Consider the following 14,922-nt stretch of genomic DNA (forward strand, 5'->3'; position numbering starts at 1 on the left):
ATCGCCTGATGCTGACCATCGGTCTTATTCTGCTGGTCTTCCAGTTGATTAGCACCTTCTGGTTGTGGCACGAAAGCACCGAACAAATACAGCTATTCGAACAGGCGTTACGCGAAAATCGTAACAACGATCGCCACATCCTGCATGAAATCCGCGAGGCCATCGCCAGCCTGATCGTCCCCGGTATCTTTATGGTCAGCCTGACGCTGCTGATTTGCTACCAGGCAGTGCGACGTATTACTCGCCCGCTGGCGGATCTGCAAAAAGAGTTAGAAACGCGGGCAGCCGATAACCTTGCTCCGATTGAAGTTCACAGTTCAACCGTTGAGATCCAGGCGGTCGTCTCAGCGCTCAACGAGCTGGTGACGCGGCTGACGAGCACCATTGAAAACGAACGCTTATTTACCGCCGATGTCGCCCACGAACTGCGCACCCCACTGTCAGGCGTTCGCCTGCATCTGGAATTACTGTCCAAAACCCATAAGGTCGACGTTTCACCGTTAATTGCCCGCCTTGACCAAATGATGGACAGCGTGTCGCAACTGCTGCAACTCGCCCGCGTTGGACAGTCGTTCTCGGCCGGGAGCTACCAGCACGTCAAACTGCTGGAGGACGTGATTTTGCCCTCCTACGATGAACTCAGCACCATGCTGGACCAGCGTCAGCAGACGCTGCTCCTACCGCAAAGCACGGCGGACGTTGTCGTACGTGGCGATGCGACGCTATTACGAATGCTGCTGCGAAATCTGGTGGAGAACGCGCATCGTTACAGCCCGGAAGGCACCCATATTACGATTAGCCTGAATACAGAGCATGATGCCGTTATCGCCGTCGAAGATGAAGGCCCTGGCATTGATGAGAGTAAATGCGGGGAGCTGAGTAAAGCGTTTGTGCGTATGGACAGCCGTTTTGGCGGGATTGGGCTGGGGCTGAGCATTGTCAGTCGTATCACCCAGTTACATCACGGGCATTTCTATTTGCAAAATCGTCAGGGAACCACCGGCACTCGCGCTTGGGTGGAATTAGCGAAAGGTCAGTAAGAACTCACCCAAACGTACAAAAAGCTGCTGACGATCAGCACGCTGCACACGGTGGTCAAACTTTCATAAATGCGGTTTTTCATGACACTCTCCTCCGATACTCTGGAGGAGAGTTTGCCTGACACAGATTAAGCCAACCTTAAGTGGATATGATAAATCACATGATTACTCATCAATCCGCGGATGCTGCTGCACCAGGCGCGTACGCTTAAGCTGCAGCTCAGCAATTTCCTGATCGATATCTTCGATTTTATGCTCAATATTATCGTAGTGCTCGCCGAGGAGCTCTTTCGCTTCATGAATATCCGAAGCGGCAGGCGTAGCCCCCTTCAGCGGCTGATTAGCCGTCTCTTTCATGGTCACGCCGGTAATTAAACCTATCACCGCAATCACCATCAGATAATAAGCAGGCATCATCAGATTCTGCGAGCTTTCCACCAGCCATGCGGCCAACGTCGGTGTCAGACCAGCGACCAATACCGAGATATTAAACGCTGCGGCCAGGGCACTGTAGCGAATATGCGTCGGGAACATCGCTGGTAACGTTGACGCCATCACCCCGGTAAAGCAGTTGAGGATCACCGCCAGCATCAGCAACCCGGCGAAAATCAGGCCGATGACGTTACTGTTAATCAGAATAAATGCCGGAATAGCCAGCACAAACAGCGCAATACTGCCCATTATCACAAACGGACGGCGTCCGAAGCGGTCGCTGAGCAGACCCATCACCGGCTGCACAAACAGCATACCAATCATGATGGCGATAATAATCAGCACGCCGTGGTCTTCAGAGTAATGCAGGTTATGCGACAGGTAGCTCGGCATATAGGTGAGCAGCATGTAATAGGTGACGTTGGTGGCAATCACCAGACCAATACATGCCAGCAGGCTGCGCCAGTGCCTGGTCGCAATCTCTTTGAACGACACCTTCGGACCGTCCTGCAGTCCCTGACGATCGCCCTGCTCCAGTTTATCCACGTGCTGCTGGAACGCCGGAGTCTCTTCCAGTGCATGACGCAGGTACAGGCCAATAAGCCCTAACGGTAGCGCCAGGAAGAACGGAATACGCCAGCCCCACTCAAGGAAGTTTTCTTCGCCGACGATAGTTGAGATCAGGACTACCACGCCCGCACCCAGCACAAACCCGGCAATCGAGCCGAAGTCCAGCCAGCTGCCCATAAATCCGCGCTTACGGTCTGGCGAGTACTCTGCGACAAAAATCGACGCCCCGGTATACTCTCCGCCGACCGAGAACCCCTGCGCCATTTTACACAGCAACAGCAGAATCGGCGCCCAGATACCAATCGAGGCATACGAGGGAATGAGACCGATACAGAAGGTACTTATCGACATAATCACAATGGTGATAGCGAGGATCTTCTGACGACCGTATTTATCGCCAAGCATACCGAAGAACAATCCGCCAAGCGGTCGAATCAGAAAGGGAACAGAGAAGGTGGCAAGTGCAGCAACCATCTGTACGCTGGGGTCAGCCCCCGGGAAGAACACTTTACCTAATGCGTAAGCAACAAACCCATAAACACCAAAATCAAACCACTCCATCGCATTACCTAACGACGCCGCGGTAATGGCTTTTCGCAGTTTACCGTCATCAATGATGGTAACGTCGCGCAGCGTAATTGGTTTTATTTTTTTCCTTTTTAGCATACTCGTCCTCATAGACTTAGCCCTGTCACGCTACAGATCGAGTCCCTCAACGCCCCTGCGTCAAGGTCATCACCGAGCGGGGAATGCACAGACACATTCCCTGTAACAAGCGTAGCAGGTTTACTTACACTGACGAGAAACGAGCAGTACAACCGAACCTGTTGACGCCTGATTGGGCGGTTAATGACCTCTTTACCCTAACAGTGTTTAAATTTGTGATCAACTTCACATATAGATTTCCATTTCGTCAACATGCGTAAATCAGGTCATTCTTAGTCAACTTTTTAACATGTAATGCTTGCGATTTTCTGGCAATTAAATACAAGAATAAATCGCTTTGTTGCACCAACAATCACAACAGTCACTATTATTCTGCTAGGCAAAAACCCACCTAATCTCTTCACAAAAAGATCACAGCTTTTTTAATAATCAGAGCACTCAGGAACTTTTGCTCGGAATATGTGATGAAGATAACTAAAACATCGTTTTATTTTGATTGAATCAATGTTCCCATGAATGCAAACTAATTCCAGACGCAATATCCCTGGGAGCAGCAACACGCTCAACGTATGCCGCGTTAGATTTTATAAAACAAAGAGATAGCTGTTTTCTTTGTTAAGAAACAACAGTAAACACTTGAATTTATTAATTTTTATTTCCTTGCGCGTGTATTACCTGCGACAAGAGATGAGGACGCTTATGAAAATTAAAGCCACGATTGAACGCATCCCTGGCGGAATGATGTTGATTCCTCTGTTATTAGGCGCAGTGTTAAATACGTTAGCTCCGGATACCGGCGCGTATTTCGGTTCGTTTACCAAAGGAATGATCAGCGGAACGGTGCCAATTCTGGCAGTGTGGTTTTTTTGTATCGGTGCATCTATTGATTTACGAGCAACCGGCACGGTATTACGCAAATCCGGCACACTGGTATTAACTAAAATAGCCGTGGCATGGGTAGTGGCAATGATTGCTGCTTCATTTATTCCTGATACCGGTATTCAAACCGGGTTCTTTGCCGGTCTTTCGGTACTGGCAATTGTTTCAGCGATGGACATGACCAACGGCGGTTTGTACGCCAGCCTGATGAACCAGTACGGAACCAAAGAAGAGTCTGGCGCATTTGTGTTGATGTCTCTGGAATCCGGTCCGTTAATGACCATGGTGATCCTTGGCTCCGCGGGTCTGGCTTCCTTCGAACCACACCATTTTGTCGGCGCGGTATTACCGTTCCTGATTGGTTTTGCGTTGGGTAACCTGGATCACGATCTGCGTTCCTTCTTCAGCAAAGCCACGCCGGTGCTGATCCCGTTCTTCGGCTTCGCGCTGGGCAACACGATTAACCTGAGCGTCATCGTTGATACGGGTCTGCTGGGCATCCTGCTGGGCGTCGCGGTTATCGTCATCACCGGTATTCCGCTGATTATTGCTGACCGCGTTATTGGTGGCGGGAACGGTACGGCAGGCGTAGCAGCCTCTTCTGCGGCAGGCGCTGCAGTGGCAAACCCGGTGATTATCGCCCAGATTAACCCGGCATTTGAACCGGTTGCCGCATCCGCTACGGCGCTGGTTGCCGCCAGCGTGATAGTCACCGCGATTCTGGTGCCGATTATCACCGCGCTGTATGCCAAACGTTTTAATAAAAACCCGGTCGTCAATGAGACGGCGGCTACCCCGGCAGACTCCCTGCACCACTAAACCTGCCTTTATCCCACTCACCGTTCCTGCTCAATTGATGAGCGGGGACGATGCAAAAATCTCCTCAACCATCGCATCAACCAGCCGCTTCGCCGAACACAATCTCGGCATGCCCAACGCCACATTTTGCCAACGCTGCGTCACCGACCAGCTCACCGGATGACGCTGCGCATCGCACCAGTCTCCGAGCCAGCTCAACATATCGTTGTGCTCACCCGAGCCGCCAACAACCGGCGTGCTGAGCCAATGATGATAGTAATGACGCGTGGCGGGGGCCGCATTCACGCTGTCTGCCAGCGCCTGAGCAGCCATCGTTCGCAGGTTGTCTTTTAGCATTGACACCACATCGGCATTTGCTAACCGGCAGGCGTCACCAAATGCTCCCCAACGCAGCTCCTCTAACGCCACAAAACAGCGTCCAGGTAACGACCAGCCGTCATACGCGCCAGCCCGCCAGCGGGTAAAAATTTGCTCGCTATGTTCGCCCGCTTGCACCGTCAGGCCGCGTTGCGTTACTGCCTTCTCTTTATAAGCGCCGCGCTGGGTAAACCAGTCAGCGAGTGAATTTATCTGCTGCAGAAGACCGGGCGTGGAGAGTCCACGCGGGTGTTCGGTTTGTTGTAAAAACATCAACCCTTCGGCGATCCGTACCAGCGCCAGATGGCCCGGATCGATCATGCCCGCCAGTTTTTCCACCAGTTTTAGACGCATCACCAGATGCTCGCTGGACACGCCTGCCAACACCCATGCTCGCAGTTGCGTCTGGGATAGCACCTCCTGCGTCAGGCGCGCACGCAGCCGCTGCTGCTGCTGCAGAAAACCGCCGGAACGTTTGGTTTCATCTCCCTGAACCAGATCGACCATAAACTTCGGGTAGACACACTCCAGCGTCCGCCCGGGGCCTTCCAGTAACACGTTAGTCATGTGTGCTCGGTTGCAAAAAGGGTATTGATATCGTCGCGCAGCAAGCGGGAATCTTCATAAAGCCATGCCGCAGTCGTAATGCGATGCTGCAGTTGTTCGTTCAAGGCATTCACCGCAGATTCATTTTGCTGGCGCAGGGTCAGACTCTCACGCAGGCTCGCCTGTAATTGCGTCAAACACAGTGAAAAATCAGCAAAAAACGTGGCCATGCCTGCCGTAACGGAAATATCGACCTGCGCAGCTAAAGCTTTACGAATTTGTTGGCAAAACTGGGTGACATAGTGCACAAGGTTCTTATGCAGTGCGCCCATATCAATGAGATAACGCGTTTTTGTTTCGACGTACTCATTCCATCCCCAGTTGGGCTGATTCAACCAGCGAGAGAAGGTATCACGCACCACACCGCCAGTTGACGGCGCATTTTCCGCCGGAATATCCTGCTCAATGGCCTCGTTAAACAACTGGCGGGTGTTGAAGTTAAACATCGCCGCATGAAACGCCGGAAAACGGATCCGCGCACGAAAACCAGCGTGGTTCAGCTCCTCTTTCACCCGCTGCTCAATGGGGCGCATGGCGTCATTTAGCGCCCGGGACAGCGTCGACTCAAGCTGTTCAAAGCGCAGAGCTAAATCCCGACTGATGCTTTCCTGCGCTGCCAGCAAGACAACTTCACAGGACGAGCGCATTTTATCCAGCACGATTTTCGCCTGCCCTTCATCGTGCAACACCAGCATTTCTCCGGCCATTTCTGCCGAGGAAACGCCAGCCCCCTGGCCATGTTGTGACATCATCAGGACGTTTTCTTTGATAAAGAACGTGTTGATGCCGCACAGAATCTCAGTCTGTTGCTCATTGAGATAGGCCGCGGCAGCCTCCAGCGCCAGCTCGACCTCATGACTGACTTCATCACTCACCCGCCCCTGACTCACTTCTAACTGCTGCATATCCTCTTCAATATGCGTGATGTTCAGCCGCAGTTTTTCATAGGCAACCGTTAACCCATGGGCGCGAAACTCCAGATATTCGTGCGCGCTTTGCGCATAGTTCAATAACTTATGCGACGCTGAGCGTAGCGCATACAGCGAAGCATTGGCGTAAGCGGCATGAATCACTTTCTGGATCGGCTGCTCAAACAGCGAATCCTCCCACAACAGATCGGCTGCATGGCGGATGTGCTCCGTATCCTCAAGATCGTTGGTGCACCAGCGTCGGCCAAGCGCCGCTTCGGCAAAATCCTGTACCCAACGTTGCACCTGGTGATCCGGCAGCCGCCCGCGAGCCATCAGCTCATGACGCGCCCTGTTCGCCAGATACCCCCACATCGAAGAAACCGGATAGATTCGCTCCGGGGCAATCCCACCTTGCATCAGCGTGCCGGAAATTAATGCCCGCACCTGCTCTTCATCGTCACTGTTGCGGTCTTTCTGATCGAATTTGTTCACCAGCGCATACAGCGGCACTGACTTGCCGACCGCCATGATCGCGTGGCGCACTTCTTCATCGGAAATCGATTTCAGTTGGGTGTAATCCATCACCACCAGTACCGCAGAAGCCCGCGCCAACTGTTCATTCAGCATCTTTTGTAGATGCGGTTGCCCGGCCTCATTCGGCCCCGGCGTATCCAGCAGGGTTAATTGCCCAGGATAGCTCGCCTGACCGGCCAAATGGACAAATTCAACCTCGATAACCGGAATATGCTCAATCGCGGCATAGGCGGCAAAAGGAAAATCCACTTCCAGTGCTTTTGACAAACGCACCAGGTCATTCAGACTTTTAAGGCAATGGAAAATAGGCTGTGCGCCAAGATAATACCGCTCAAATGCCACGCCGTTTTCAATATGCTGCAGCAGGACATTCATATCCTTATCAATTTCCAGGGTCTGCGTAAGACGCTGGCGATCGCACTCGCGTACGCGCTGCTGTAAAACCTTCATTAAGGCATCGATAGGCGTGACATGTGAAAAATGCAACACCGGCTCTTTCTGCCCCGGCGTATGGCGAATTAGCGTTGGTAGCGCCGTCATGGGACGATTACGATTAGGTAAAACTTCGGTCCCCACAATCGCGTTAATCGTCGTCGATTTTCCCGCTTTCATGGTACCGACAATCGCCAGCACCATTTCCAGACGCGTAATCTTACGCAGTTCATTATTGAGCGTTGCCTGCTGGACATCCATGCCACGCGCGCTGAAATGCAGGGGCTGAACCACCTGTCTGCTATGCTCTCCTTGTTTTAGCGCGACATCATCCAACGACGTCATAGGCAATTTTTGCAATTGCCTGAGATGTTCAAGCGAGAGCATCAGCAAGCGTTCCGCTTCCTGACTTAATTCATATATTGTCTGTGTGTGCATGGAAAATTCTTCCTTAACGCAAATGGCATTACTTTTATTTAGCCCAATCGTTTTATTTATAGATTTTTTGGCTTTTATAATTACGTGTAGAAATAATTAAAATCAAAACAACCAACTGATATTATTAAAATAAATTTGGCGTATAACCGCTGGCCGGATGCCTCTCACTTATGTAATAAGTAAGAAAGATAAACAGCGTAGTTCAGTTTTAAAAAATACCCGCGTAATCCCCCTACTAAAATTAAGGGGGTCAATGATATTCAATCACAATGGCTTAGGCATCCGTAAGCAACGTTACCTATGAATATCAGATATTTCGCCTCACCTTATCTTAAATACCTAAGCGTAGCAATTTCCCTTAAAAAATATTCCGCCATACTTTCATTGAGGTAAAAGCAAAGGGTCTTTACAGCAGATCATTTTGCATAATCACGCAGTAGTCCCGACAAAAGCAGGGATTTTATGTATAATTGCGGCCTTTTTCGGCAATCTGCCATTTTTGGGCGCATTTGCCCCTGCTGACTTTTGAGGAAATCCACATGTCATTACCACACTGCCCACAATGCAACTCCGAATACACTTACGAAGATAACGGCATGTTCATCTGCCCGGAATGCGCTCACGAATGGAACGATGCTGAACCGGCTCAGGACAGCGACGAACTGATCGTTAAAGATGCCAACGGCAACCTGCTGGCTGACGGCGACAGCGTTACCGTAGTGAAAGACCTGAAGGTAAAAGGTAGCTCTTCCATGTTGAAGATCGGGACCAAAGTGAAGAACATCCGTCTGGTTGAAGGCGACCACAACATCGATTGCAAAATCGATGGCTTTGGCCCAATGAAGCTGAAATCTGAGTTTGTGAAAAAGAACTGATGCAAATTGCCTGATGGCGCTACGTCAATCAGGCCGACGCCAGCTCATCTGCCAGGCGGGAAGCTCATACTTCCCGCCTGGCTTATTTTTGCAGACGATAACTACACTTAACTGGTTTCTTTTACCTGAGGTAAAGATTATGCCGTTAAGTCCCTATATCTCCTTCGCAGGCAACTGCGCTGATGCTATCGCCTACTACCAAAAAACATTAGGCGCTGAGCTACTCTACAAAATCAATTTCGGTGAAATGCCCAAACCGGCGCAGAACAGCGAAGAGGGTTGCCCTTCAGGCATGAAATTCCCCGATACCGCCATTGCCCACGCCAACCTGCGCGTTGCGGGCAGCGACATCATGATGAGCGATAGCGCCCCCGACGGAAATGCCCACTACTCTGGCTTTACGCTGGTACTCGACACGCAAAACGTCGACGAAGGCAAACGCTGGTTTGATAACCTGGCAGCAAACGGAAAAATCGAAATGGACTGGCAGGAAACCTTCTGGGCTCATGGTTTCGGTAAAGTGAGCGATCGGTATGGCGTGCCGTGGATGATCAACGTCGTCAAACAGCAGCAACCTACAGAGTAATCCAACGGGAGGCCAGCCCTCCCGTACTGTCATCAAAAATCGCTCAACTCTTCATCACCAAGTAACCATCCCTTAACGAAAACGTCACATTGATCCGCCACGATGGGGCCACTTTTTAAGGGAGGCCGCATCATGCAAACGATTATTCGCGTCGAAAAACTCTCCAAGTCCTTCAATCAACATCAGGCGCTCAATGCGGTTGATCTGAACATCTGTTCCGGTGAGATGGTGGCTCTGCTTGGGCCGTCTGGCTCCGGCAAATCCACCCTTTTACGTCATTTAAGCGGTTTGATCGTCGGTGATAAATCCCCTGGTAGCCACGTCGAACTGCTGGGTCGTACCGTTCAACATGAAGGCCGCCTGGCGCGCGATATCCGCAAAAGCCGCGCCCACACCGGCTACATCTTCCAGCAGTTCAATCTGGTTAACCGCCTGACGGTACTGGAAAACGTCCTGATCGGCGCACTCGGCAGCACGCCGTTTTGGCGCACCTGTTTTAGCTGGTTTAGCCAGGAACAGAAACAGCGTGCATTACAGGCGCTGACCCGCGTTGGCATGGCGCACTTTGCATACCAGCGCGTTTCCACGCTTTCGGGCGGGCAACAGCAGCGCGTGGCGATTGCCCGCGCGCTGATGCAGCAAGCCAAAGTGATCCTTGCCGACGAGCCGATAGCCTCTCTGGACCCGGAATCCGCACGCATCGTGATGGACACCCTACGCGACATTAACCAGACCGACGGCATCACCGTGGTCGTCACGCTGCATCAGGTGGATTACGCCCTGCGCTACTGCGAACGCATTGTCGCGCTTCGTCAGGGCAACGTCTTCTTTGATGGCAGCAGCCAGCATTTTGATAACGATCGTTTTGACCATCTCTACCGCAGCATGAACCGCGTCGAACAGAACGCGCAGGCTGCATAGTTCTAAAAAACCAGGCGTTATTGGCGCAGCCAGGCTGGCAAGTGAAATAGCCTGGAACAAAGACTAATTAAGGAAACAACATGAGCTATAAGACCGTTGCCGCGCTGGCCTTTACCAGCATGTTCAGCATCAGCACCTTATTCAGCCCGGCGCAGGCCGAAGAGCAAGAAAAAGCGCTGAACTTTGGCATTATTTCGACCGAATCACAGCAAAACCTGAAGCCACAGTGGGAACCGTTCCTGAAGGACATGGAAAAATCGTTGGGCGTGAAAGTGAACGCCTTCTTCGCCCCGGACTACGCCGGGATCATTCAGGGAATGCGTTTTAACAAAGTTGATATCGCCTGGTACGGCAACCTCTCGGCAATGGAAGCGGTAGATCGCGCTAACGGACAAGTGTTTGCCCAAACCGTCGCTGCCGACGGCTCCCCGGGATACTGGAGCGTGTTGATCGTTAACAAAGATAGTCCGATCAACAACCTGAACGATCTGATCGCCAAACGTAAGGATCTGACATTCGGCAACGGCGATCCCAACTCAACGTCAGGCTTCCTCGTCCCCGGTTACTACGTCTTCGCCAAAAACAACATCTCCGCCAGCGACTTCAAACGCACCGTTAACGCCGGACACGAAACCAACGCGCTGGCCGTCGCCAACAAACAGGTCGATGTCGCCACCAACAACACCGAAAACCTCGACAAGCTGAAAACCTCCGCGCCGGAAAAATTGAAAGAGCTGAAGGTTATCTGGAAGTCACCGCTGATCCCGGGCGATCCGATCGTCTGGCGCAAAAACCTCTCCGAAACCACCAAGGACAAGGTGTACGACTTCTTTATGAATTACGGCAAAACGCCGGAACAGAAAACCGTACTGGAACGCCTGGGATGGGCACCGTTCCGTGCCTCCAGCGACCTGCAACTGGTACCGATTCGCCAACTGGCGCTGTTTAAAGAGATGCAGGGCGTGAAGGGCAACAAAGGGTTGAACGAGGAAGAGAAAAGCAGCAAAACCTCGGCGCTGAAAGCGCAGCTCGACGACCTTGACCGTTTGACCGCCGCCCTGGGCGCCATGACCAGCGTGACTAAAGCGGTGCAGTAAACCTGATGCCCGGTGGCGTTTCGCTTACCGGGCAGACGATGTTCTGTAGGCCGGATAAGGCGCAAGCGCTGCCATCCGGCGATAAACCTACGCACGGAGCTAAACATGCAAACCATCACCGTCGCCCCGCCCAAACGTAGCTGGTTCTCACTGCTGAGCTGGGCCATTCTTCTCGCCGTGCTGGTGGTCTCGTGGAAAGGTGCCGAAATGGCTCCGCTCACGCTGATCCAGGATTCCGGCAATATGGCGACCTTCGCCGCCGACTTCTTTCCGCCAGACTTCAGTCAGTGGCAGGACTATCTCGGTGAAATGGCCGTCACCCTGCAAATTGCCGTCTGGGGTACCGCCCTCGCCGTTGTGCTGTCGATTCCCTTTGGCCTGATGTGCGCCGATAACCTCGTACCGTGGTGGATTTACCAGCCGATGCGTCGCCTGATGGACGCCTGCCGCGCCATCAATGAAATGGTCTTCGCCATGCTGTTCGTGGTCGCCGTGGGTTTAGGTCCGTTCGCCGGGGTAATGGCGCTGTTTATCCACACCACCGGGGTGCTCTCCAAGCTGCTTTCGGAAGCGGTAGAAGCCATTGAGCCGGGTCCGGTAGAAGGCATTCGCGCTACTGGGGCCAACAAAATTGAAGAGATTCTGTACGGCGTTCTGCCACAGGTCATGCCGCTGCTTATCTCCTACTCGCTATATCGCTTTGAATCCAACGTCCGCTCGGCCACGGTGGTCGGAATGGTGGGTGCGGGCGGTATTGGCGTGACTTTATGGGAGGCGATTCGCGGCTTTCAGTTCCAGCAAACCTGCGCTCTGATGGTGTTAATCATCGTCACCGTCAGCCTGCTGGATTTCCTTTCCCAGCGTTTGCGTAAGCACTTTATCTGATTAGCGAGGCATTGATTGCTATGCACTTGTCTACACATCCGACCAGTTATCCAACGCGTTATCAGGAAATTGCCGCGAGACTTGAGCAGGAGCTTCGTCATCATTATCGCTGCGGTGACTATCTGCCCGCCGAGCATCAGCTTGCCGCGCGCTACGAGGTAAACCGCCACACCCTGCGCCGCGCTATTGACCAGTTGGTTGAGCGTGGTTGGGTCCAGCGTCGCCAGGGCGTTGGTGTACTGGTGCTGATGCGCCCATTCGATTACCCGCTTAATGCCCAGGCGCGCTTTAGCCAGAACCTGCTGGACCAGGGTAGCCACCCCACCAGCGAAAAACTGCTGGCGGTGCTGCGCCCGGCCTCCAGCCACATTGCCGATGCGCTCAGCATTAACGAGGGCGATAACGTGATTCATCTGCGCACCCTGCGCCGGGTAAACGGTATCGCACTGTGCCAGATCGACCACTATTTTTCCGACCTCACGCTATGGCCGCTGCTGCAGGGCTTTAACAACGGCTCACTGCACGACTACCTGCGCGAACAGTCCGGTCTGACGCTCCTGCGCACACAAACGCGCATCAGCGCCCGCCGCGCACAGGCTAAAGAGAGCAAAGTGCTGGAAATCCCCAATATGGCGCCGCTGCTGTGCGTGCGCACCCTGAACCACCGTGAAGGCGAAGAACACGCGGCGGAATACTCCGTCAGCCTGACCCGCGCCGACATGATCGAATTCACTATGGAGCACTGAATGCATTTCGATACCGCTACCCGCCAGCGCTGGATGCGCGCACTGGCTTACAGCAATGCCGATGCCCTGAACGCCCGCATCCACGCGCTCAAACTGACGCCAGACTATGAACTTATCCGCGCACCGGAAAGCGGACTGATGCAGCTCCAGGCTCGCATGGGCGGCACCGGCAACCGCTTCTTTGCCGGTGATACCACGCTTACCCGCGCAGTGGTACGCCTGAAGAGCGGCACGCTGGGCTACAGCTACCTGCTGGGACGCAACAAACAACACGCCGAGCAGTGCGCGGTCATTGACGCGCTGCTGCAGGAACAAACGCATTTCCAGAGCCTAATGGAAACCTTAATTGCCCCGCTGGAAGCGGAACGCGATGCGCTGATTAGCGCACGCCGTGCCGAAGTCAACGCCAGCCGGGTCGACTTCTTCACGCTGGTACGCGGAGATAACGCATGACCTTACAAACCGCTTTTAATTTACCCGTTCAGGATGCTCAGCAGAGCTTTCGTCGCCTGCTGAAGGCCATGAGTGAGCCGGGCGTGATCGTCGCCCTGCATCAACTGAAACACGGCTGGCAGCCACTGGGCCTGGCAACCACCAGCGTGCTACTGACCCTGGTCGATGGCGACACGCCAGTCTGGCTGGCGCCGTCGATGGATAACGATATCGCCCGGCAGAATCTGCGTTTTCACACCAACGCGCCGCTGGTGGATCAGCCGCAGTTGGCGGCCTTTGCCGTCGCCGACGAACGCATCAGCAGCGAACAGCTTAACGCCCTCTCCGCCGGTTCCGCCGTCGCGCCAGAAACCAGCGCCACGCTGATTGTGCAGGTCTCTGGCTTAAGCGGTGGACGCATGCTACGTCTGACCGGCGCCGGTATCGCTGAAGAGCGCATGATCGCGCCACAGCTACCGGAATGCCTGATTCACGAACTCACCGAACGCCCGCATCCGTTCCCGCTGGGGGTCGACCTGATCCTCACCTGCGGCGAACGCCTGCTGGCTATTCCGCGAACTACCCATGTGGAGGTGTGCTGATGTACGTCGCCGTCAAAGGGGGCGAAAAGGCGATAGCCAACGCCCACGCCCTGCAGGAAAACCGACGCCGGGGCGAAGAGACCATTGCTGAACTGAGCGTGGCGCAAATCGAACAACAGATGAACCTGGCCGTCAACCGGGTGATGACCGAAGGCGGCATCGCCGACCGCGAACTGGCCGCGCTGGCGCTGAAGCAGGCCAGCGGCGATAACGTCGAAGCCATCTTTTTGCTCCGCGCCTACCGCACTACGCTGGCAAAGGTGGCGGTCAGCGAACCGGTTAACAGTGCAGAAATGCGCCTTGAGCGCCGAATCTCTGCGGTCTACAAGGATATTCCCGGCGGGCAGTTGTTAGGTCCCACTTATGACTATACCCATCGCCTGCTGGATTTTACCCTGCTGGCCAATGGCGAAATGCCACCCCTGCGCAGCGCAGACGACGCGCAGGACGCCTCTCCGCACGTCTTTTCCCTGCTGGCCAACCAGGGACTGGCAAAGCGTGAAGAGGATAACGGCGCTCAGCCGGATGATATTACCCGCACGCCACCGGTCTACCCCTGCTCACGCGCTTCACGTCTGCAACAGCTGATGCGCGGCGATGAGGGATATCTGCTGGCGCTGGCCTACTCCACCCAACGCGGCTACGGGCGCAATCACCCGTTTGCCGCTGAAATCCGCAGCGGCTATGTGGCACTGGAAACCGTACCGGAAGAGCTGGGATTTGCGGTGAACGTCGGTGAACTGCTGATGACCGAATGTGAAATGGTCAACGGTTTTGTCGCGCCAGAAAACGAATCCCCCCATTTTACCCGCGGCTACGGGCTGGTGTTCGGCATGAGCGAACGTAAAGCGATGGCGATGGCGCTGGTGGACCGCGCCCTACAGGCAGCCGAATACGATGAATCGGTCACGGGACCGGCGCAGGACGAAGAGTTCGTGCTGGCGCACGCGGATAACGTCGAGGCGGCGGGTTTTGTTTCGCACCTCAAACTTCCCCATTACGTCGATTTCCAGGCCGAGCTGGAACTGCTCAAACGCCTGCAACAGGAGGCCACCCGTGACCACTAACCTCTCCGGCTACAACTTTGCGTATCT

The 14,922-nt window shown here is 53.8% G+C and carries 15 protein-coding genes; 11 read left to right on the top strand and 4 right to left on the bottom strand.

Annotation, left to right across the window (positions count from 1 at the left end; translation table 11 throughout):
- The first annotated feature begins 8 nt into the window (after positions 1-8).
- Positions 9-1,040, top strand: a complete 1,032-nt coding sequence (gene pmrB / locus HV311_RS23045; protein WP_230851748.1) for a two-component system sensor histidine kinase PmrB — start codon at positions 9-11, stop codon at positions 1,038-1,040.
- Here pmrB and pmrR read toward each other — a convergent pair.
- Both pmrR and proP read right to left on the bottom strand, forming a co-directional pair.
- A complete protein-coding gene (pmrR, locus tag HV311_RS23050) occupies positions 1,034-1,123 on the bottom strand; it encodes an LpxT activity modulator PmrR (RefSeq protein ID WP_016155406.1) in 90 nt (29 codons plus the stop codon). The two genes, pmrB and pmrR, sit on opposite strands and share 7 nt — an antisense overlap.
- A gap of 82 nt (positions 1,124-1,205) precedes the next feature.
- Positions 1,206-2,708, bottom strand: a complete 1,503-nt coding sequence (proP, locus tag HV311_RS23055) for a glycine betaine/L-proline transporter ProP (protein ID WP_016155405.1) — start codon at positions 2,706-2,708, stop codon at positions 1,206-1,208.
- Positions 2,709-3,407: 699 nt separating this feature from the next.
- Here proP and kdgT point away from each other — a divergent pair.
- Positions 3,408-4,406 carry a 2-keto-3-deoxygluconate transporter gene (kdgT, locus tag HV311_RS23060; RefSeq protein ID WP_016155482.1) on the top strand — a complete coding sequence of 333 codons (999 nt, stop codon included), beginning with the start codon at positions 3,408-3,410 and terminating at the stop codon, positions 4,404-4,406.
- A 30-nt stretch (positions 4,407-4,436) separates the two neighbouring features.
- Here kdgT and HV311_RS23065 read toward each other — a convergent pair whose 3' ends face one another.
- Positions 4,437-5,330, bottom strand: coding sequence for a diguanylate cyclase regulator RdcB family protein (locus HV311_RS23065; protein ID WP_191220516.1), 894 nt, complete (start codon positions 5,328-5,330; stop codon positions 4,437-4,439).
- Entirely contained in the window at positions 5,327-7,684 is a 2,358-nt protein-coding gene (crfC, locus tag HV311_RS23070) for a clamp-binding protein CrfC (RefSeq protein WP_109017806.1), read from the bottom strand. Before crfC ends, HV311_RS23065 begins: the two co-directional genes overlap by 4 nt.
- 539 nt (positions 7,685-8,223) lie before the next feature.
- Between crfC and HV311_RS23075 the strand changes: the two genes are divergently transcribed.
- The 9 genes from HV311_RS23075 to HV311_RS23115 all read left to right on the top strand — a co-directional run bounded on the left by HV311_RS23075 (position 8,224) and on the right by HV311_RS23115 (position 14,895).
- A complete protein-coding gene (locus HV311_RS23075) occupies positions 8,224-8,559 on the top strand; it encodes a zinc ribbon domain-containing protein YjdM (protein WP_003031835.1) in 336 nt (111 codons plus the stop codon).
- Between the two features lie 139 nt (positions 8,560-8,698).
- Positions 8,699-9,145: a VOC family metalloprotein YjdN gene (gene yjdN, locus HV311_RS23080; RefSeq protein WP_016155401.1), complete on the top strand. Its 447-nt coding sequence runs from the start codon at positions 8,699-8,701 to the stop codon at positions 9,143-9,145.
- A 132-nt stretch (positions 9,146-9,277) separates the two neighbouring features.
- Complete coding sequence (gene phnC / locus HV311_RS23085; RefSeq protein ID WP_016155400.1) at positions 9,278-10,066, top strand: phosphonate ABC transporter ATP-binding protein; 789 nt, start codon at positions 9,278-9,280, stop codon at positions 10,064-10,066.
- A gap of 80 nt (positions 10,067-10,146) precedes the next feature.
- Positions 10,147-11,163, top strand: coding sequence for a phosphonate ABC transporter substrate-binding protein (gene phnD, locus HV311_RS23090; RefSeq protein ID WP_016155478.1), 1,017 nt, complete (start codon positions 10,147-10,149; stop codon positions 11,161-11,163).
- 105 nt (positions 11,164-11,268) lie between these two features.
- The gene (gene phnE, locus HV311_RS23095; RefSeq protein ID WP_016155398.1) at positions 11,269-12,048 is read left to right on the top strand and encodes a phosphonate ABC transporter, permease protein PhnE; all 780 of its coding nucleotides are present in this window, start codon (positions 11,269-11,271) and stop codon (positions 12,046-12,048) included.
- Positions 12,049-12,068: 20 nt separating this feature from the next.
- Positions 12,069-12,794: a phosphonate metabolism transcriptional regulator PhnF gene (phnF, locus tag HV311_RS23100; RefSeq protein WP_016155477.1), complete on the top strand. Its 726-nt coding sequence runs from the start codon at positions 12,069-12,071 to the stop codon at positions 12,792-12,794.
- The gene (phnG, locus tag HV311_RS23105) at positions 12,795-13,247 is read left to right on the top strand and encodes a phosphonate C-P lyase system protein PhnG (RefSeq protein ID WP_019077841.1); all 453 of its coding nucleotides are present in this window, start codon (positions 12,795-12,797) and stop codon (positions 13,245-13,247) included.
- Positions 13,244-13,828 carry a phosphonate C-P lyase system protein PhnH gene (phnH, locus tag HV311_RS23110; protein ID WP_003031824.1) on the top strand — a complete coding sequence of 195 codons (585 nt, stop codon included), beginning with the start codon at positions 13,244-13,246 and terminating at the stop codon, positions 13,826-13,828. The genes phnG and phnH overlap by 4 nt, the downstream gene beginning before the upstream one ends.
- A complete protein-coding gene (locus HV311_RS23115; RefSeq protein ID WP_191220517.1) occupies positions 13,828-14,895 on the top strand; it encodes a carbon-phosphorus lyase complex subunit PhnI in 1,068 nt (355 codons plus the stop codon). Before phnH ends, HV311_RS23115 begins: the two co-directional genes overlap by 1 nt.
- Positions 14,896-14,922 lie beyond the last annotated feature (27 nt).

This window comes from Citrobacter sp. RHBSTW-00881, assembly GCF_013728515.1.
GTDB lineage: Bacteria > Pseudomonadota > Gammaproteobacteria > Enterobacterales > Enterobacteriaceae > Citrobacter > Citrobacter braakii.

Coding starts and splice junctions, on each gene's coding strand:
- pmrB (WP_230851748.1), top strand. CDS start 9: ATGCTGACCATCGGTCTTATTCTGCTGGTCTTCCAGTTGATTAGCACC.
- pmrR (WP_016155406.1), bottom strand. CDS start 1,123: ATGAAAAACCGCATTTATGAAAGTTTGACCACCGTGTGCAGCGTGCTG.
- proP (WP_016155405.1), bottom strand. CDS start 2,708: ATGCTAAAAAGGAAAAAAATAAAACCAATTACGCTGCGCGACGTTACC.
- kdgT (WP_016155482.1), top strand. CDS start 3,408: ATGAAAATTAAAGCCACGATTGAACGCATCCCTGGCGGAATGATGTTG.
- HV311_RS23065 (WP_191220516.1), bottom strand. CDS start 5,330: ATGACTAACGTGTTACTGGAAGGCCCCGGGCGGACGCTGGAGTGTGTC.
- crfC (WP_109017806.1), bottom strand. CDS start 7,684: ATGCACACACAGACAATATATGAATTAAGTCAGGAAGCGGAACGCTTG.
- HV311_RS23075 (WP_003031835.1), top strand. CDS start 8,224: ATGTCATTACCACACTGCCCACAATGCAACTCCGAATACACTTACGAA.
- yjdN (WP_016155401.1), top strand. CDS start 8,699: ATGCCGTTAAGTCCCTATATCTCCTTCGCAGGCAACTGCGCTGATGCT.
- phnC (WP_016155400.1), top strand. CDS start 9,278: ATGCAAACGATTATTCGCGTCGAAAAACTCTCCAAGTCCTTCAATCAA.
- phnD (WP_016155478.1), top strand. CDS start 10,147: ATGAGCTATAAGACCGTTGCCGCGCTGGCCTTTACCAGCATGTTCAGC.
- phnE (WP_016155398.1), top strand. CDS start 11,269: ATGCAAACCATCACCGTCGCCCCGCCCAAACGTAGCTGGTTCTCACTG.
- phnF (WP_016155477.1), top strand. CDS start 12,069: ATGCACTTGTCTACACATCCGACCAGTTATCCAACGCGTTATCAGGAA.
- phnG (WP_019077841.1), top strand. CDS start 12,795: ATGCATTTCGATACCGCTACCCGCCAGCGCTGGATGCGCGCACTGGCT.
- phnH (WP_003031824.1), top strand. CDS start 13,244: ATGACCTTACAAACCGCTTTTAATTTACCCGTTCAGGATGCTCAGCAG.
- HV311_RS23115 (WP_191220517.1), top strand. CDS start 13,828: ATGTACGTCGCCGTCAAAGGGGGCGAAAAGGCGATAGCCAACGCCCAC.